Source organism: Rhodococcus sp. IEGM 1406 (assembly GCF_030056745.1).
GTDB classification, from domain to species: domain Bacteria; phylum Actinomycetota; class Actinomycetes; order Mycobacteriales; family Mycobacteriaceae; genus Rhodococcus_F; species Rhodococcus_F erythropolis.
Genome location: NZ_JASHKO010000004.1, coordinates 229,053 through 247,013, shown reverse-complemented (window position 1 = coordinate 247,013; position 17,961 = coordinate 229,053). Strand labels below are relative to the sequence as shown.

17 protein-coding genes are annotated in these 17,961 nt (G+C 63.1%); all 17 read left to right on the top strand.

The genetic code is table 11. The features are described 5' to 3' along the window. Positions 1-4 precede the first annotated feature (4 nt). On the top strand, positions 5-1,528 hold the full coding sequence (gene murD / locus QM596_RS19955) for a UDP-N-acetylmuramoyl-L-alanine--D-glutamate ligase (RefSeq protein WP_279217978.1): 1,524 nt from the start codon (positions 5-7) through the stop codon (positions 1,526-1,528). Then, a complete protein-coding gene (gene ftsW / locus QM596_RS19950; RefSeq protein WP_020908072.1) occupies positions 1,525-3,003 on the top strand; it encodes a putative lipid II flippase FtsW in 1,479 nt (492 codons plus the stop codon). The genes murD and ftsW overlap by 4 nt, the downstream gene beginning before the upstream one ends. Next, positions 3,000-4,169 carry an undecaprenyldiphospho-muramoylpentapeptide beta-N-acetylglucosaminyltransferase gene (gene murG, locus QM596_RS19945; protein ID WP_019748872.1) on the top strand — a complete coding sequence of 390 codons (1,170 nt, stop codon included), beginning with the start codon at positions 3,000-3,002 and terminating at the stop codon, positions 4,167-4,169. The genes ftsW and murG overlap by 4 nt, the downstream gene beginning before the upstream one ends. Beyond that, positions 4,166-5,674 (top strand): UDP-N-acetylmuramate--L-alanine ligase, encoded by a 1,509-nt coding sequence (murC, locus tag QM596_RS19940; protein ID WP_283309748.1) that lies wholly within the window; start codon positions 4,166-4,168, stop codon positions 5,672-5,674. Before murG ends, murC begins: the two co-directional genes overlap by 4 nt. Continuing rightward, on the top strand, positions 5,671-6,477 hold the full coding sequence (locus QM596_RS19935; protein WP_349307326.1) for a cell division protein FtsQ/DivIB: 807 nt from the start codon (positions 5,671-5,673) through the stop codon (positions 6,475-6,477). Before murC ends, QM596_RS19935 begins: the two co-directional genes overlap by 4 nt. Positions 6,478-6,735: 258 nt before the next feature. Beyond that, on the top strand, positions 6,736-7,923 hold the full coding sequence (gene ftsZ, locus QM596_RS19930) for a cell division protein FtsZ (protein WP_003941788.1): 1,188 nt from the start codon (positions 6,736-6,738) through the stop codon (positions 7,921-7,923). Positions 7,924-8,031: 108 nt separating this feature from the next. After that, positions 8,032-8,799, top strand: coding sequence for a peptidoglycan editing factor PgeF (gene pgeF / locus QM596_RS19925; protein WP_283309747.1), 768 nt, complete (start codon positions 8,032-8,034; stop codon positions 8,797-8,799). Between the two features lie 6 nt (positions 8,800-8,805). Beyond that, positions 8,806-9,555, top strand: a complete 750-nt coding sequence (locus tag QM596_RS19920; protein ID WP_153210986.1) for a YggS family pyridoxal phosphate-dependent enzyme — start codon at positions 8,806-8,808, stop codon at positions 9,553-9,555. 85 nt (positions 9,556-9,640) lie between these two features. Then, positions 9,641-10,291, top strand: a complete 651-nt coding sequence (locus QM596_RS19915; RefSeq protein ID WP_172932072.1) for a cell division protein SepF — start codon at positions 9,641-9,643, stop codon at positions 10,289-10,291. Between the two features lie 38 nt (positions 10,292-10,329). Then, on the top strand, positions 10,330-10,476 hold the full coding sequence (locus QM596_RS19910; RefSeq protein ID WP_283309745.1) for a hypothetical protein: 147 nt from the start codon (positions 10,330-10,332) through the stop codon (positions 10,474-10,476). A gap of 4 nt (positions 10,477-10,480) precedes the next feature. Further along, a complete protein-coding gene (locus QM596_RS19905; RefSeq protein ID WP_003941780.1) occupies positions 10,481-10,759 on the top strand; it encodes a YggT family protein in 279 nt (92 codons plus the stop codon). Between the two features lie 126 nt (positions 10,760-10,885). Continuing rightward, positions 10,886-11,713: a DivIVA-like cell division protein Wag31 gene (gene wag31, locus QM596_RS19900; RefSeq protein WP_003941722.1), complete on the top strand. Its 828-nt coding sequence runs from the start codon at positions 10,886-10,888 to the stop codon at positions 11,711-11,713. 49 nt (positions 11,714-11,762) lie between these two features. After that, positions 11,763-12,077 (top strand): hypothetical protein, encoded by a 315-nt coding sequence (locus QM596_RS19895; protein WP_021334087.1) that lies wholly within the window; start codon positions 11,763-11,765, stop codon positions 12,075-12,077. 291 nt (positions 12,078-12,368) lie between these two features. Beyond that, positions 12,369-15,482: an isoleucine--tRNA ligase gene (ileS, locus tag QM596_RS19890; RefSeq protein WP_020908068.1), complete on the top strand. Its 3,114-nt coding sequence runs from the start codon at positions 12,369-12,371 to the stop codon at positions 15,480-15,482. Positions 15,483-15,550: 68 nt separating this feature from the next. Further along, on the top strand, positions 15,551-15,889 hold the full coding sequence (locus tag QM596_RS19885; RefSeq protein ID WP_019748864.1) for a TfoX/Sxy family protein: 339 nt from the start codon (positions 15,551-15,553) through the stop codon (positions 15,887-15,889). Between the two features lie 36 nt (positions 15,890-15,925). Further along, positions 15,926-17,290, top strand: a complete 1,365-nt coding sequence (locus tag QM596_RS19880) for a DNA polymerase IV (RefSeq protein WP_019748863.1) — start codon at positions 15,926-15,928, stop codon at positions 17,288-17,290. Between the two features lie 116 nt (positions 17,291-17,406). Next, entirely contained in the window at positions 17,407-17,913 is a 507-nt protein-coding gene (locus QM596_RS19875; protein WP_029255549.1) for a WKL family lipoprotein, read from the top strand. Positions 17,914-17,961 lie beyond the last annotated feature (48 nt).

Here is a 17,961-nt window from a genome sequence, read left to right as displayed (position 1 = left end):
AACCATGACCAGCTCAGCGGATTCCGAGAACGACCTGTCCTGGCTCCGCGGTACGCGAGTGCTGGTCGCCGGTGGGCGGGTGTCCGGTCAAGCGACCATCGAACCTCTCGTCGCGCTCGGCGCTGTCGTGACGGTCGCCGATTCGACCCTCGACTTCGCGCAGCGCTGCGCCGAACTCGGCGCGGACATGGTGACCACCACCTCGATCGAGGATGCCCCGGATTCGATCACCGAGTACGGCCTCGTCATCACCAGTCCGGGCTTTCGGCCCGATGCACCGATCCTTGCAGCGGCCGCCGGTCACGGGATTCCCATCTGGGGAGACGTCGAGTTCTCGTGGCGCGTCGACCACAGCGGGCACTTCGGCGGACCCCGTAAATGGCTCGTCGTGACGGGGACGAACGGAAAGACCACGACGACGTCGATGCTGGCGTCGATTCTCGACGCCGCCGGTGTTGTCGGCCGAGCCTGCGGGAACATCGGGCTTCCGATACTCGACGCACTCGCCGAGACGTCGCCGCGCGTGGAGTACCTCGCTGTCGAACTGTCGTCTTTCCAATTGCACTGGGCGCCTTCGGTGCGTCCGGATGCCGGCGTGGTCCTCAATGTCGCCGAGGATCACCTCGACTGGCACGGCGGAATGAGCGCGTACGCCGAGGCCAAGTCGCGGGCGCTGAGTGGAAAGGTCGCGGTGGTCGGCCTCGATGACGCAATCGCTTCCGAACTGGGAACTCGCGCAACTGCAGACATTGTCACCGGGTTCAGATTGGGTGAACCGGGCGAAGGAGAACTGGGTGTCGAAGCGGGACACCTCGTGGACAACGCTTTCGGCGATCACGTCCGCTTGGCCGAAGCAGCTTCCATAGATCCGGCCGGCCCGGCAGGCGTCATGGACGCGCTGGCCGCTGCCGCTTTGGCGCGGGCACTCGGATTCGAGGCCGACGTCGTCGAACGCGGTCTGGCCGCACACAAGGTCGGCCCACACCGAGGGGCCCTGGTCGGTCGTGTCGGGTCCGTTGTGTACATCGACGATTCCAAGGCCACCAATCCGCACGCAGCCAGGCCGTCGATACTCGCGCACGACCGCGTCGTCTGGGTTGCAGGCGGTCTGCTCAAGGGCGCAAGCGTCGAGCAGTTGGTGAGCGAAGTGGGGCCGAGACTGTCCGGCGCCGTTCTTCTCGGCCGTGACGCCGGTGTGATCGAGGACGCGCTGGCGCGACACGCGCCCGATGTTCCCGTGGTGCACGTGCTGTCGGGGGACGATGAAGTGGTGAGCGAAAACAGCAGCAACTCGACTCTCACCATCCGGCTGCCGTCGGGTGCCGACGCGGATGCCGTCATGGCCGCAGTGGTCGTCGAAGCTGCCGAGTTGGCGTCCCCCGGTGATGCAGTTGTACTTGCCCCGGCCGCCGCGTCCTTGGACATGTTCGCCAGCTACGGACATCGTGGTGACAGTTTCGCCGCCGCCGTAGCCGCATTACCCGATCCGTTCACGGATTCGCCTGGCCAAGCCGGGAACTTGCGATGACCAAGGGTCCCAAGACCCGAATCGGTGCCTGGTTGGCGCGGCCGTTGGCGTCGTTCCACCTGGTGGTGACGATTGCCACGATGTTGACTGTCTTGGGGCTCGTGATGGTTCTGTCTGCGTCGAGCGTCGAGCAGTACGTGTCCGGTGGCTCGGCATATTCGTTGTTCACCCAGCAGTTGATCTTCGCGATTCTCGGGGCGGTGCTCTTCTACGTCGCGCTGCGGATCCCGGCGAGAGTGCTCCGGCAGTATTCGTTTCCGCTGTTCGTCGTCGTGCTGATCATGCTGGTACTCGTTCTGATTCCGGGAATCGGCACCGAAGCGCAGGGTGCGCGTCGCTGGTTCAACGTCGGTGGATTCTCGGTGCAACCATCGGAAATCATGAAGGTCGCCTTGGCGATCTGGGGCGCGCATCTGTTGGCCTCGAGGCGTCCGGACGACCGATCCGTGAAGTCGATCCTGATTCCGCTCGTGCCCGCTGCGATGCTGGTCTTCGCCTTGGTCGTCGCGCAGCCGAACCTCAGTACGACCATCGCACTGGGAATCATCGTCGGGGCCCTGCTGTGGTTCGGCGGGCTTCCACTGAAACTCTTCGGCTCGATAGCGCTGACAGGCGTTGTCGGCGCCGCTGTCCTGGCCATGACGGCCGGGTATCGATCCGACCGAGTCCAGGCCTTCTTCAATAAGAGCGATGACCTGCAGGGCAACAACTATCAGGCCAAGCAGGCCTTGTATTCGCTCGCAGACGGCGGCTTTTTCGGTCGCGGACTCGGGCAGAGCGTCGCCAAATGGAACTACCTACCCAACGCGCACAACGACTTCATCTTCGCGATCATCGGTGAAGAGCTGGGATTTGTCGGCTGCGCAGTGGTGATCGGTTTGTTCGCTGTATTCGTGTACACGGGATTGCGGATCGCAGCCCGCAGCATCGATCCGTTCTGGCGGCTCCTGTCGGCCACCGCAACTACCTGGATCGTCGGCCAGGCGATGATCAACATCGGTTACGTCATCGGACTGCTGCCGGTGACCGGACTCCAGTTGCCCTTGGTCTCCGCCGGTGGTTCGTCCTTGGCGATCACGCTGTTCATGTTCGGCGTCATCGCCAATGCAGCGCGCCACGAGCCAGAAGCAGTTGCCGCTCTGAACTCCGGTCAGGACGGCAAGATCTCGAAGTTGCTCAGACTGCCCAAGCCGGTGCTGTACCACCCGCCGTCAGGGGGCCGGCCGATCCGTCGACCGAAGCCCGCACGACAGATCGAACCGGCACGCGGACGCGACGGCCGGCGCGCGATCGAGACGGGCGATCGACGCAAGCGGGCAGATCAAGGCGCTCGCCCTTCCTCGGATTCCAACCGAGGTGCGGCCGCTGGGTCACGGAAGCGCACCGCGGGAGGGCAGAATGGTCAGCGTCGGCAGGCGCCGACACGTAGGGCACAAGATCCACGAGAAGTTCGAGAGCGAGGAATTCGTAGGTGAGCGGCAACAAATCGGCTCTGTCGGTAGTGGTGGCAGGGGGAGGCACGGCTGGTCACATCGAACCCGCACTTGCGGTCGCGGACGCGGTCAAGGCCGCTCAGCCCGACACCAGGATCACCGCACTCGGGACAGCACGTGGTCTCGAAACCACGTTGGTGCCTGCCCGCGGGTACACACTCGAGCTCATTCCGCCGGTTCCGCTTCCACGTAAGCCCACGATGGATCTCGTCAAACTGCCGACACGCATCCTCGCCTCGGTGCGCAAGACCCGTGAGGTACTCGATTCCGTCGACGCCGACGTGATCGTCGGTTTCGGTGGTTACGTCGCGCTTCCGGCGTATCTTGCCGCACGTGGTGGTGTTCTTCGGCGCCGACGCAAGATTCCGATCGTCATCCACGAGGCGAACGCCAGTGCCGGCATCGCGAACAAGATCGGTGCTCGCCTGGCGACGCGGGTGCTTGCCGCTGTTCCGGGTTCCGGAGTGAAGAACCGCGGCGATCAGGACGCCGAGATCGTCGGCATCCCGGTTCGCGCGTCGATCGCCAATTTCGATCGAGCGGGACTCCGCTCGCAAGCTCGCGAGTACTTCGGACTGCCTCAGGACGGTCCCGTTCTGCTCGTCTTCGGCGGATCGCAAGGCGCGAAGTCTCTCAACGACGCGGTGTCCGGAGCAGCGGAAGAACTGGCGAAGGCCGGGATCTCGGTCCTTCACGCACACGGACCCAAGAACTCCCTCGAGGTCACGCAGTACTCGGAGACGGCACCGTATGTGGCTGTTCCTTATCTTTCGCGGATGGATCTCGCGTATGCCGCAGCCGACGCGACGATCTGTCGTTCGGGCGCGATGACGGTCGCCGAGGTCTCGGCGGTCGGACTACCGGCCGTCTACGTTCCGCTGCCGCACGGCAACGGTGAACAGGAACTCAACGCGAAACCCGTTGTCGCAGCGGGCGGCGCGATCATCGTCTCCGACAACGAGCTCACGCCGACGTTCGTCGCCGGCACCGTCGTCCCGATGCTGAGCGACAGCGCGCGTCTCGACAAGATGAGCAGTGGCGCTGCCAATGTCGGGCACCGCACGGCGGCAACAGAGATCGCACGGATCGTGCTCGACATCGCGGCAAAGGAAAACGCCGTCCAGGAAAACGCAAGGGGAAACCGATGACCGCGCTGCCCGCCCACCTCGAGCGAGTACACATGGTCGGAATCGGCGGTGCCGGTATGTCCGGCATCGCTCGAATTCTGCTTTCCCGCGGGGGCCTTGTCTCGGGTTCGGACGCCAAGGAGAGCCGAGGAGTCCTGGCGCTTCGTGCACGCGGGGCACAGGTCCGGATCGGCCACGACGCCGATGCTCTCGACCTGCTGCCAGGTGGACCGACCGTCGTCGTCACGACGCACGCAGCTATCCCGAAGGACAACCCGGAACTCGTCGAGGCCGCTCGCCGCGGAATCCCGGTGATTCTTCGGCCGGCTGTCCTTGCATCACTCATGCAGGGCAATCGCACGTTCTTGGTTTCGGGAACACACGGCAAGACGTCGACGACGTCGATGCTCGTGGTCGCCCTGCAGCACTGCGGTTTCGACCCCTCGTTTGCCGTTGGCGGCGAACTCAACGAGGCGGGCACGAATGCCCATCACGGCAGCGGTGACGTCTTTGTCGCCGAGGCCGACGAGAGCGACGGGTCGCTGCTTCAGTACGACCCCAACGTGATCGTCGTGACGAACATCGAGGCCGATCACCTCGACTACTTCGGCAGCGTCGAAGCGTATGTGAAGGTGTTCGACGATTTTGTCGACAAGCTACGTCCGGGTGGACTTCTGATTGCTTGCCTCGACGATCCAGGATCTGCGGATCTCGCGAAGCGAATCGTGGCCTCGGGTCGTTCGGACATCCGTGTGCTCGGTTACGGATCAGCGGATTCGCAGGAAGTAGAAGCGGGCACTGCCTTCGAACCTGTCGACGGCGTCGAGGTCGGAGTCCGACTACTGGGCTTCCATGCACACGACGTCGGGGGAGTCCTGCAGTTCCAACTGGCCGGCGAGAACGCCGCGCGAACCGTGCGGATGGCAGTGCCGGGTCGGCACATGGCGCTCAACGCACTTGCCGCCCTGCTGGCCGCCCGTGATGCGGGCGCCGAGACCGAGGAGATCGTCGAGGGGCTCGCCGGATTCGGTGGCGTCCACCGCCGCTTCCAGTTCACCGGCCGCGAGCGTGGTGTCCGGGTGTTCGACGACTACGCCCACCATCCGACCGAAGTTCGCGCGGTTCTCGGCGCGGCCGCGGATCTGGTTCGACCGGAAGATGATTCGTCGTCGACCAATTCGGCAGCCGGACGTGTGATCGTGGTCTTCCAACCTCACCTCTATTCGCGCACAGCGGCATTTGCCGTGGAGTTCGCGCAGGCACTGGACTTGGCCGACGAGGTAGTGGTTCTCGATGTCTACGGTGCTCGCGAAGAGCCGATGCCGGGAGTCAGCGGTGCGCTTGTCGCTCAATCGGTCGCCAAACCTGTTCACTATCAACCCGATCTGTCGCAGGCACCGAAGCAGGTGGCGGCGTTGGCTCACCCCGGCGACATCGTCATCACGATGGGCGCCGGTGACGTGACCATGCTCGGCAAACAGATCCTCGATGCTTTGCGTTCGGCGCCGCATCCCGCGCCGCGATGACACCCGACGCACGAAGTCGTCGCGGGCGTCGAGATCCTCAGGCCAGGCGAGCCACCAGTACGCGTCGGCGCAGTACTCGCACCGAATCGCGATACTCGACGCGGTCGACGGAGCCAGCTCCCGAACCCACGCCGACTCGTAAGTGGTTCAAGCGACCGCTGATCGTGGCACCGCTGGCAATCGTGCTGGTGGTGGGAATTGCGCTGACGGCCTGGTTGTCTCCGGTGCTCTCGGTCCGGGGCACCGAAGTTCTCGGTGCGACGACGGTCAGTGAGGAACAGATCCTTTCGCTCCTGGCAGTACCGACCGGTCAGCCGTTGATGCGGGTCGACACCGGCGCCGCCGCCGCACGTGTAGCGACGATTCCGAAGGTGGCCTCCGCCCGAGTGCAGCGGATGTATCCGTCGACCATTCGCGTCACCGTGACCGAACGGGTACCGGTTGTCTTCGTCGACTCACCCGAGGGTGCACACCTGCTGGACGAGAAGGGTGTCGACTTCGAGATGGGCGTCCCGCCGCCGGGGGTTCCGCGTCTGGTGACACCGACGGCTGGATGGAACGACGAGCCGACGCTTGCCGCGATCGAGGTGTTGTCGGTGCTGCCGCCGGATCTGCGATTTCAGGTGGGAGAGGTTGCCGCTCGGTCGATTTCGAGTGTCACGCTGACTCTGCTCGACGGTCGCGTCGTAAACTGGGGCGGTGTCGAGCACTCGGATCGTAAGGCTGCCGTGACGCTTCCTCTGTTGACTCAACCGGGGCAGACGTACGACGTGTCCAGTCCTGATCTTCCGACGGTCCGATAGCGCACGGTGCACCCGTGCGCCGGTGCGTGGCAAATACTTCGGTGTGTCTCGGCGCGCCTAATGGCGGAACGCGACGACGGTGCATAGCGTTTCGTTTCAGATCGAATACTTGACATAACTCTAACCCTGTGGTTGAGGTTTAGAGTTTATCTCGAACACCAGCAGTAACAAATACACCAGCAGTAACAAATACAGCAGCAGTAAAAAGACAGCAGCACTGACAAGCAGCGTGAAACACGACACGGAAGGCGAGAGCCGATGACGCCCCCGCACAACTACCTCGCCGTAATCAAGGTCGTCGGCATCGGCGGCGGCGGCGTGAACGCAGTCAACCGCATGATCGAACAGGGACTCAAGGGAGTCGAGTTCATCGCGGTCAACACGGACGCGCAAGCCCTTCTGATGAGTGACGCCGACGTCAAGCTCGACGTCGGTCGTGAATTGACCCGTGGCCTCGGCGCCGGTGCTGACCCTGAAGTGGGTCGCAAGGCAGCCGAAGATCACAAGGACGAGATCGAAGAGGTCATCAAGGGCGCCGACATGGTGTTCGTGACCGCAGGCGAGGGTGGTGGCACCGGAACCGGTGGTGCCCCTGTCGTGGCAAGCATCGCCCGGAAGCTGGGCGCACTCACCGTCGGCGTCGTGACTCGGCCGTTCTCCTTCGAGGGCAAGCGTCGTGGGGGACAGGCGGATACCGGAATCCAGGCGCTCCGCGAGTCCTGCGACACGCTGATCGTCATTCCCAACGATCGCCTGCTCCAGTTGGGTGACGCGGCCGTCAGCCTCATGGACGCCTTCCGCAGCGCCGACGAGGTTCTCCTCAACGGTGTCCAGGGCATCACCGACCTCATCACCACCCCGGGTCTGATCAACGTCGACTTCGCGGACGTCAAGGGTGTCATGTCCGGTGCAGGCAGTGCGTTGATGGGCATCGGATCCTCACGTGGTGAGGGACGCGCGATCAAGGCGGCGGAATCTGCGATCAATTCGCCTCTCCTCGAAGCATCGATGGAAGGCGCCCGCGGCGTGCTCCTGTCGATCGCCGGCGGTAGCGATCTGGGTCTGTTCGAGATCAACGAGGCGGCTTCGCTGGTGCAGGAAGCCGCGCACATCGACGCCAACATCATCTTCGGAACGGTCATCGACGATTCACTCGGTGACGAGGTTCGTGTGACGGTCATCGCTGCGGGATTCGACGGAGGAGCTCCGGCTCGTCGTCCCGTGGAGTCGACCGCACAGGGACGTGGAGCTATCGGCGCCGGGCGCGCGGGTGAGGTCGGCCGGTCACCGGTGGCCGCCGAACCTGCTGGCGAGCAGCCGATTTCCGCAGCGCGCGAGACGACGGGTTCGGGTAGCTTGCCTCCGATCGGTGGCCCACGGCATGCGCCGGTCCAGGAAGACGAGGGCGACGACGACGTCGATGTGCCGGTCTTCATGCGTCGCTGACGCAGGGCTACAAACAGTTTCGAGAACAGGGTGCCCGGAATTTCTGGGTACCCTGTTCTTGACTGGATGTCCGGTCACGTCTGAGCCGGACGACAACTTTCGACGTTTGTGAGCACACTTATCTTGAGTACCGAGAAGTCGACCACCCGCACCCGCGTTCGCCGCGTCGTGACCAGCCGAGCCGGTGGTGTTTCCGCGTCGCCGTACGAGTCGTTCAATCTCGGCGATCACGTCGGAGACGCTCCGGCAGCCGTCGAGGCGAATCGCCGTCGTCTGGCACGCGAAATAGGCGTCAAGCCTGACCATCTCGTGTGGATGGAACAGATCCACTCGCGCAACGTCACTGTCGTGACGGAACCGACCGACGAAGTGATTCCCGTGACGGACGCTCTGGTCACCACCGTTCCCGGCCTGGCGCTCGCCACCCTCAGCGCAGACTGTGTTCCCGTTCTGCTCTCCGACGAGGAGGCCGGTGTGATCGCGGCAGTTCATGCCGGACGGATCGGTGCCCGCATCGGTATCGTCCCGCGTGTCCTCGCGGAGATGGTGCGACAGGGCGCGGACGTCTCACGTATCGGTGCCTTCCTCGGCCCGGCAGCGAGCGGACGCCAGTACGAGGTTCCCGCCGCGATGCGTGCGGACGTGGAAAAGCACTTGCCGGGCAGCGCAACTCGCACCGAGAAGGGCACGCCGGGACTCGATCTGCGTGCGGGACTGCGTAAGCAGTTGCTCGCCGCGGGTGTGTCCGGTGTTGCTGAGGACCCGCGGTGCACGATCGAGGATCGCGCGTTGTTCAGTCATCGCCGAGAATCTCTGACCGGGCGTCAAGCTGCAGTGATCTGGATGGAAGCGCCCGCAGCGCAGGAAACCGTCTAGGCAGAAATGCGCCCGACGGATATGCGGCTGACAGAAATATCGACGGCACTCGACTCGGTGCGTGCGCGGCTGGCGGCCGCCTGCCTTGCCGCCGGTCGTGAAGTTTCCGACGTAGCACTGCTGCCAGTTACCAAATTCTTTCCGGCGTCCGACGCCCGAATCCTGTACGAACTGGGTTGCCGTGAATTCGGTGAGTCTCGTGAGCAGGAAGCAGTGGAGAAGGTCGCGGACTTCGACGGCGCTGCACAGAGCGGCGCGATCGACGATCCGGTTCGTTGGCACATGATCGGGCAGTTGCAGCGCAACAAAGCGCGTTCGGTAGCGAAGTGGGCCTACGCAATTCACTCGGTGGACAGTGCACGACTGGCCGATGCACTCGATCGGGCGGCGCTCGGAGCTTTGTCCGACGGGGAGCGTAAAGCGCCGCTGCGGGTGCTCATCCAGGTAAGTCTCGACGGAGACCCTGCGCGTGGCGGAGTTCCCACGGGAGAGCTAACTCCTCTCGCCGAGCGGATCGAATCAGCCGAAGGTCTCGAATTTGCGGGACTGATGGCCGTCCCGCCACTTGGATCAGATCCGGACGAGCAGTTCGAAATCCTCCGCAGGGCACATCTTTTGATTCTCGAATCGCATCCTCGGGCAACCGAACTCTCGGCTGGCATGACCGGTGATCTGGAGGCCGCAGTGCGCCACGGATCAACGTGCGTGCGTGTCGGAACCGCACTGCTCGGCTCACGACCAGTAATCTCGAGGTGATCGCTCAGGTGATCGCCCAACCCGTCCACACCGCTGCGACCGGTCGCAGTCGGATTGATTCCGCCGCGCCAAGGAAGGTCGATCAATGAGCAACCTGCATAAGTTCAAGGCTTACTTCGGCATGGTTCCCCTCGATGACTACGAGGACGAATACGTGGAGGAGCCCGATCAGGCTCGCCGCGCACCCCGTCGTAGTCACGACGGCTATGCCGAGCGCGACGACCGCGAGTTCGTCGAACCTGCCTTCTCGAAGGCGAGCTACGCGCCCAGTCGTCGTGACGAAGAGGACGCGGAGTTCGATCGCTACGATTCCCGGCCCCGCGTCGACACCGTTCCCAGCCGCAGTAGCCGCCCGGCGATGGCGCCGCGTCCGACAAGCCGTGGAAACCTCGCGGTCGACGCCCGTGCAGAGCGTCCCGAAGCGCGACGTGCGCCTGTTGTCGATGACGGCGGCCCGCTCGCCAAGATCACGACACTGCGTCCGCAGAGCTACGCAGAGGCCCGCACCATCGGTGAGCGGTTCCGCGACGGCACTCCCGTCATCATGGATCTGGTCGACATGAGCAACGCCGACGCGAAGCGTCTGGTCGATTTCGCGGCCGGCCTGGCGTTCGCATTGCGTGGTTCTTTCGACAAGGTAGCCACCAAAGTGTTTCTTCTCTCACCGGCTGACATCGACGTTTCCGCCGAGGAACGCCGTCGTATCGCGGAGACGGGTTTCTACAGCCAGAAATGATGGTCTCGACCGCAGTCCGGCCCCTGAGCAGGGGTGACGTGAGCACATTCGAACGGCGGCCCGTCTCGGTGGACGCCGCATTCGGACCCATCGCCGGCCGTTACAAGACGGACTCGATGCGGGCCGGTTCCGGAATTGCTGCGGTGTGTCTGTTTTGGACACACCGCAGAAGTCAGGCAGAGTGAGGGTGTGGACGCGCTTCTCTCTGTGATCTATCTGGTGCTGGTTGTCTTCTGGCTGTTGCTGATCGGCAGAGTGATCGTCGAGTTCGTTCGTTCGTTTGCCAGAGATTGGCGACCGACCGGATTGGTCGCAGTCATTCTCGAAACCATTTTTACGATCACCGATCCTCCGGTGAAACTGCTCCGCAGGTTGATCCCCCCGATCAACCTCGGTGGAGTTCGCTTGGATCTATCCATCATGGTCTTGCTTTTCATCGTCATCATCCTGATGTCGGTTGTTCGCTGAGCGCAGTCCGAGTGAGTGGTATGCCAGAATGGAAGCCATAACTCATCCGGTGGTTCGCCACTACGTAGACTGTGTTGCAACTGAATGCTTGCTAGACCGCCAAATGACGCGTGAAGGGATCCTTCCATGCCGCAACTGACTCCAGCTGACGTGCACAACGTTGCGTTCAGCAAGCCGCCTATCGGCAAGCGTGGCTACAACGAGGACGAGGTCGACGCATTCCTCGACCTCGTCGAGCAGGCGCTGTCGCAGCTCATCGAAGAGAATGCGGACCTGCGCCAGCGCGTAGGTGAGCTGGATCAGGAGCTCGCGGCTGCCAAGAAGTCGCCGGCACCTGCTCAGCAGGCAGCACCCGTCGCAGCGCAGCCCAAGCCGGAGCCCGCTCGGGTTGTCGAACCGCCCAAGCCTGCACCCGTTGCAGCTCCGGTTCCCGCCGCCGCTGCCGTTGCAGCGCCGCAGAGTGGCGACACCCACATGCAGGCCGCGAAGGTCCTCGGACTGGCTCAGGAGATGGCGGATCGCCTCACCAACGATGCCAAGACCGAATCCGAGCAGCTGCTCGGCAGTGCTCGCACCAACTCCGAGCAGCTCATGAGCGAGGCTCGCAGCAAGGCCGACGGCATGATCGCGGATGCGCGCAACAAGTCGGAGGCAATGCTGACCGACGCTCAGACTCGCTCCGAGACCCAGCTTCGCCAGGCTCAGGAGAAGGCAGACGCTCTCAAGGCAGACGCCGAGAAGAAGCACACCGAAATCATGGCGACCATCAACCAGCAGCGTTCGGTCCTCGAGGGCCGTATCGAGCAGCTCAAGACGTTCGAACGTGAGTACCGGGTGCGCCTGAAGTCCTACCTGGAATCGCAGCTCGAAGAGCTCGAACAGCGTGGCTCGGCCGTTCCGGTCGACGGTGGACAGGATTCCTACAGCCCGTCCTTCGCCAAGGGAAACAGCTGACCGAGAGCGCCTCGTCGGCTCAGCTATCGGACCGGACAAAGGTTGATACGTGCTGGTCGTGACGTTGGTTCTCGCGGGAGTTGGCTTCGCTCTCCTGATCGTTGCCCTGACCACAGGGTCGCTGATCTGGGCGTGGGCATGTATCGCGATTTGTGTAGCAGGTGCCGTCCTCCTGCTGGTCAGTGCGCTGACCAGCAGGAAGGCGGTTCCTTCGTTGGATGACCCGATGTCGGGCAGCGGCGTGTCGTCGCCTTACGGTCGAGTCGAGAGTTCCTCGGATTCCTCGACCGATGATGCAGCTACTGCCAACGACGACAATCAGGGAAACCACGGCGGGTCGCCGGGTGCCCCCGACAAGACCTAGGGCGAGTTCCGACAAGGTCCAGGACGAGTATTAGACTGTCCAACACGAATACCAGGCTGTGATCCGGCAATCACCGGGGAGCTTTCGGAAGAACGGTTGTCGACGCTTTCGTACGTGTCGAGGACCCAGTAGAACCGAACGGGTGAGCCCGTCACAGCTCGATCGAGTGGCAGCTCGAGATCCGGTGTGAAAGCACGGATCTGCGGGGTGCAAACGGGGTGGTACCGCGGTGTCGGCGCACAAGCGTCACGTCGTCCCCGTGCCGAGTCCGACTGGCACGAGGAGATCGCCATGGCGAGTAACGGGTATCCCAAAGTCGACTACGGTGTCCCCGCCGACACCGGAGTCAAGTTCCCCGAACTGGAACAGAAAGTCCTGAAACAGTGGGACGACGACGACACCTTCCGTGCGTCGGTTTCCAATCGGGACGGTAACGAAGAGTTCGTTTTCTACGACGGACCGCCATTCGCAAACGGTTTGCCGCACTACGGCCACTTGCTGACGGGGTACGTCAAGGACCTGGTGCCGCGCTTCCAGACAATGCGTGGACGCAAGGTCGAACGACGCTTCGGCTGGGATTGCCACGGCCTTCCGGCAGAGCTCGAAGCGGAGAAGCAGCTCGGCATCAAGGACAAGGCCGAGATCGAAGTCATGGGTCTGGCCAAGTTCAACGAGTACTGCAAGGCCTCGGTGCTCAAGTACACCGACGAGTGGCGTGACTACGTCACCCGCCAGGCGCGCTGGGTCGATTTCGACAACGACTACAAGACCCTGGACGTCGACTTCATGGAGTCCGTCATGTGGGCCTTCAAGGAGCTGCACGACAAGGGCCTGATCTATCAGGGCTTCCGTGTGCTGCCCTACAGCTGGTACGAGCAGACTCCACTGTCCAATCAGGAGACTCGCCTCGACGATGCGTACAAGATGCGTCAGGATCCTGCAGTCACGGTCGACATGCCGCTGGTCGCTCCGGGTTCACCCCTCGACGGCGCAAACGCGATCATCTGGACCACGACTCCGTGGACACTGCCGTCCAACTTGGCCACTGCGGTTCATCCCGAGGTCGACTACGTCCAGGTGCTCGGCGAGGACGGAAAGCGGTACGTGCTCGCAGAAGCACGGGTAGCTCATTACGCACGTGAGCTGGGGGAGGACCCCGAGGTCGTTTCCCGTCACAAGGGCGCCGAGCTGGTCGGACTGTCGTACACTCCGCCGTTCGACTTCTTCCTCGGACATCCGAATGCGCACGTCGTGCTCTCGGCGGACTACGTGACAACCGACTCCGGAACCGGAATCGTCCACCTCGCACCGGCTTTCGGTGAAGAGGATATGGACGTGGCCACGGCCAACGGTATCGAGGTCGTACAGCCGCTCGATCCGGGTGGAAAGTTCACCTCGATGGTTCCGCCGTACGAGGGTCTGATGGTGTTCGACGCCAACCCTGTCATCATCAAGGACCTCAAGGCTGCCGGAAAGCTGCTGCGGCACGAGACGATCGAGCACTCGTACCCACACAGTTGGCGCAGTGGGCAGCCGCTGATCTACATGGCGGTTCCCTCGTGGTTCGTCGCGGTCACCAAGTTCCGAGATCGCATGGTCGAGCTGAACAAGGACATCACGTGGGTGCCCGAGCACATCCGTGACGGTCAGTTCGGCAAGTGGCTCGAAGGTGCACGAGACTGGAACATCAGCCGAAACCGTTACTGGGGCAGCCCGATCCCGGTGTGGGTGTCGGACGATCCGCAGTACCCGCGTACGGACGTGTACGGATCGCTCGATCAGTTGGAGGCAGACTTCGGCGTGCGGCCGACCGATCTGCATCGCCCGATGATCGACGACCTGGTCCGCCCGAACCCCGACGACCCGACCGGGAAGTCGATGATGCGCCGCGTTCCCGAGGTGCTCGACTGCTGGTTCGAATCCGGTTCGATGCCGTACGCGCAGGTGCACTACCCATTCGAGAACCGTGAATGGTTCGAGGGCCATTTCCCGGGCGATTTCATCGTCGAGTACAACGGGCAGACTCGCGGCTGGTTCTACACGCTGCACGTGCTGGCAACCGCACTCTTCGATCGTCCGGCGTTCAAAACCGTTGCTGCGCACGGCATCGTGCTCGGTGACGACGGACTGAAGATGAGCAAGTCCAAGGGCAACTACCCGGACGTGAAGGAGGTGTTCAACCGCGACGGCAGCGATGCCATGCGCTGGTTCCTGATGTCTTCGCCGATCTTGCGCGGCGGAAACCTCATCGTGACCGAGCAGGGCATCCGCGAAGGCGTACGTCAGGCGTTGCTCCCGCTGTGGAACGCCTGGAGCTTCCTGCAGTTGTACGCGCCGGAATCCGGTGTGTGGCGTACCGATTCGGAGAACATCCTCGATCAGTACATCCTGGCCAAGCTCGCTACCACCCGCGACGTGATCACCGAGGCCCTCGAGGTCAACGACATCGCCGGCGCGTGCGACGAGCTTCGGTTGTTCTGTGATGCGCTCACCAACTGGTATGTGCGACGGTCTCGTTCGCGGTTCTGGGACGAGGATCGCGACGCGATCGACACCCTGCACACAGTGCTCGAGGTCGTGACGCGTCTCGCTGCGCCGCTGTTGCCGCTGGTGTCCGAGGTGATCTGGCGCGGGTTGACCGGGGAGCGCTCGGTTCACCTGGCTGATTGGCCGGAGGCGTCGGAGCTCCCCGCGAACCCCGAGCTGGTAGCGGCGATGGACGACGTCCGGACCGTGTGCTCCACGGTGCTGAGCCTGCGCAAGGCGCAGAATCTGCGAGTTCGTCTTCCGCTGCCCGAGGTCACGGTTGCGGCGCCGGATGCCGAGCGTCTGCGTCCGTTCCTCGGACTGATTGCCGACGAGGTCAACGTCAAGAAGGTCGATCTGACCGATGACGTCGACGTGCACGGGCGCTTCGAGATCGCGGTCAACGCGCGTGCTGCAGGACCGCGTCTGGGCAAGTCCGTTCAGACTGTCATCAAGGCGGTCAAGGCGGGCGACTGGACCGAGAACGCGGACGGCGTCGTAGTTGCGGCGGGCATCGAACTGCTGCCCGAGGAGTACACGCAGAAACTGGTTGCAGCCGAGCCTGATTCGACGGCGGCATTGCCAGACGGTGCGGGACTCGTCGTACTCGATTCCGTCGTGACGGAGGAACTCGAAGCCGAGGGCTGGGCGAAGGACCGTATCCGTCAGTTGCAGGATGCGCGTCGTGCCGCCGGTTTGGACGTCTCGGACCGGATCAACGTCGTACTCGAGGTTCCGCAGGACTGCAAGGAGTGGGCGGAGCGTCATCGCGAATTGATCGCCGGTGAGGTTCTGGCCACCTCGTTCTCGGTGGGTGAAGCGGGAGACGACGCCGTCGATCTCGGTGACGGTATCCGCGCCGCGATCACGAAGGTTTAATACCGCCGTAACTACTCCGGCTCCCCGATGAATGTCTGTATGTCGGGGTGCCGGAGTAGTTTGCTCTCATGAGTACGAGCAAGGAAACCGTGGCGCGCATTCTCGAGCAGTTGGAACCGCTCGACGTGCGGGCAAGGGCGATGTTCGGCGAGTACGGATTGTATTGCGACGAGAAGGTCGTGGGCTTGATCTGCGGAGACGTTCTGTTCGTCAAACCCACCGAGGTCAGTGCGGAGTTCGGATCAGAGGCGGATCTGGCGCCGCCGTACCCGGGAGCGAAGGATTACTACCGGGTGACGGAGGACCGGTTGCAGGACCTCGATCACCTGCACGCCTTCATTCAACGGACTGCCGACGTACTACCCCTGCCGAAGAAGAAGTCGCCCAAGAAGAAGGCGCGGACGTAAATTCTGCACCTACTTTTGAGAGAACCGTAACGCCCGATGAATCAAGGTGATCCCACACGAAGTCGCAGGTGGGTGCTGCATCTCGACATGGATGCGTTTTTCGCTTCCGCCGAGCAGTTGACTCGTCCCACGCTGCGAGGTCGGCCGGTGCTGGTCGGCGGCTTGGGCGGGCGCGGAGTGGTGGCCGGGGCAAGTTACGAAGCGAGAGTTTTCGGTGCGCGTTCGGCGATGCCGATGCACCAAGCACGCCGGATGGTCGGTGGCGGAGCGGTGGTATTGCCACCGCGGATGTCGTTGTATTCGGTTCTGAGTAAACGCACCTTCGACGCGTTGCGCCTTCGTATGCCGATCCTCGAGCAATTGTCGGTGGACGAGGCCTTCGGCGAACCAGTGGAATTGGCCGGAGTCGGCGCCGACGAGGTCCGCGCGTTTTGCGAGGACCTGCGGGCGTTGATCAAAGCCGAGACCGGGTTGGTCGCCTCGATCGGTGCCGGCGCAGGTAAGCAGGTCGCCAAGATCGCGTCGGGACTGGCAAAGCCCGACGGCGTCGCAGTGATTCCTCCCGGGATGCAGCACGAGTTGCTCGATCCTCTTCCGGTGCGAAAGCTGTGGGGGATCGGTCCTGTTGCCGAGGAAAAGCTCAAGCGTCTCGGAATCGAAACCATCGGAGGGTTTGCCCGCACTCCCATAGCGGAGGTGGCGTCGATACTCGGAACCACTGTCGGACCGGGGTTGCATCGGCTCGCGCAGGGGATCGACGATCGGCCGGTCGCCGAGCGTGCCGAATCCAAGCAGATCAGCGCGGAATCCACGTTCGCCGCAGACATCGTCACGATGGCACAATTGCGCGCGGCCGTCGAAAGTAGTGGTCGCGCAGCATTTTCCAGGCTGGAGAAGGACGGAAGAGCAGCTCGCACCGTCGTACTGAAGCTCAAGAAGTCCGATATGAGCATTCTGACGCGATCCGTGACGTTGCCGTTTGCCACCATCGACCGCCAAATCCTTGTCGCGACTGCGCAGAAACAGGTCATCGACCCGCAGGAATTGGGGCCGATTCGCCTCGTCGGTGTGGGATTCGCCGGTTTGTCCACCGTTCGGCAAGGATCACTTTTTCCCGAGTTGGATCAGGATGTTCCCGGCTATCCGGTCGAGACTCTCACGGGCGCCCTCGATGAGGCCGAACTCGACGTTCCGGTGGCCGCACGCGTCCCTCAGCGCTACTGGCACCCTGGTTTGGACGTGAAGCATCCAGAATACGGACACGGTTGGGTGCAAGGCGCCGGGCACGGAGTGGTGACAGTTCGCTTCGAAACCCGTTCCAGCGGAACGGGAATAGCCAAAACCTTCGCCGAATCGGATGAGGTGCTCGAGGTAGCAGATGCGGTCGACAGCCTTCTCTGAGGATGTCCTTAGACTTTTTCCGCTTACCGTTGGGTAATGTTGTCGACGATCCTCGAGCAAGCACGATGTTCGACTGACGCTCGAATGTGAACACCCGAATGGATAGGACTGAGAAGTTGAAGCTTCAGAAGATGACCGTTGCAGCCGTGGCGATCGCAGCAGCCCTGACGATGACCGCTTGTGGCTCGGATGACAAGACCGACTCACCCACCACGACGTCCAAGAGTGCGACGGCCACCACCAGCACCACGGACGTTGCAGCTCCCGAGCTCCCGACGTCTGCTGAGCTCAACGGCAAGGTCGCCCAGGCACTCGACGAGACCGTTCCGGCCGCAGACAAGGTCAACCTCGTCCAGGGCGCCGAGCAGGATCCCGAGCTGATCAACCAGGTCGCCGCTGCCGCCAAGGCTGCCGGCGCGCAGGTCGAGATCCTCGACCCGGTCACCGACACGGGTAGCGAGACGGCCGCAGCTTCGCTGAACATCGTCGTCAACGGCCAGCCGCTGCAGCAGGGTCTGCAGGCTTCGTTCGTCTACGAGGACGGCGTCTGGAAGCTCTCGAAGACCACCGCTTGCCAGATCGTCGGCGTTGCAGGTCTCACCTCGCCTGCTTGCGCTGCTTGATCTCTGCGCAACACCTGAAACACCAGAGTGGCCGTCGACCCCCGAAAG

What these genes read in the sequence shown, in the direction of transcription:
- murD (WP_279217978.1), top strand. Translation starts at nt 5, where the DNA reads ATGACCAGCTCAGCGGATTCCGAGAACGACCTGTCCTGGCTCCGCGGT.
- ftsW (WP_020908072.1), top strand. Translation starts at nt 1,525, where the DNA reads ATGACCAAGGGTCCCAAGACCCGAATCGGTGCCTGGTTGGCGCGGCCG.
- murC (WP_283309748.1), top strand. Translation starts at nt 4,166, where the DNA reads ATGACCGCGCTGCCCGCCCACCTCGAGCGAGTACACATGGTCGGAATC.
- QM596_RS19935 (WP_349307326.1), top strand. Translation starts at nt 5,671, where the DNA reads ATGACACCCGACGCACGAAGTCGTCGCGGGCGTCGAGATCCTCAGGCC.
- ftsZ (WP_003941788.1), top strand. Translation starts at nt 6,736, where the DNA reads ATGACGCCCCCGCACAACTACCTCGCCGTAATCAAGGTCGTCGGCATC.
- QM596_RS19920 (WP_153210986.1), top strand. Translation starts at nt 8,806, where the DNA reads ATGCGCCCGACGGATATGCGGCTGACAGAAATATCGACGGCACTCGAC.
- QM596_RS19915 (WP_172932072.1), top strand. Translation starts at nt 9,641, where the DNA reads ATGAGCAACCTGCATAAGTTCAAGGCTTACTTCGGCATGGTTCCCCTC.
- wag31 (WP_003941722.1), top strand. Translation starts at nt 10,886, where the DNA reads ATGCCGCAACTGACTCCAGCTGACGTGCACAACGTTGCGTTCAGCAAG.
- ileS (WP_020908068.1), top strand. Translation starts at nt 12,369, where the DNA reads ATGGCGAGTAACGGGTATCCCAAAGTCGACTACGGTGTCCCCGCCGAC.
- QM596_RS19885 (WP_019748864.1), top strand. Translation starts at nt 15,551, where the DNA reads ATGAGTACGAGCAAGGAAACCGTGGCGCGCATTCTCGAGCAGTTGGAA.
- QM596_RS19880 (WP_019748863.1), top strand. Translation starts at nt 15,926, where the DNA reads ATGAATCAAGGTGATCCCACACGAAGTCGCAGGTGGGTGCTGCATCTC.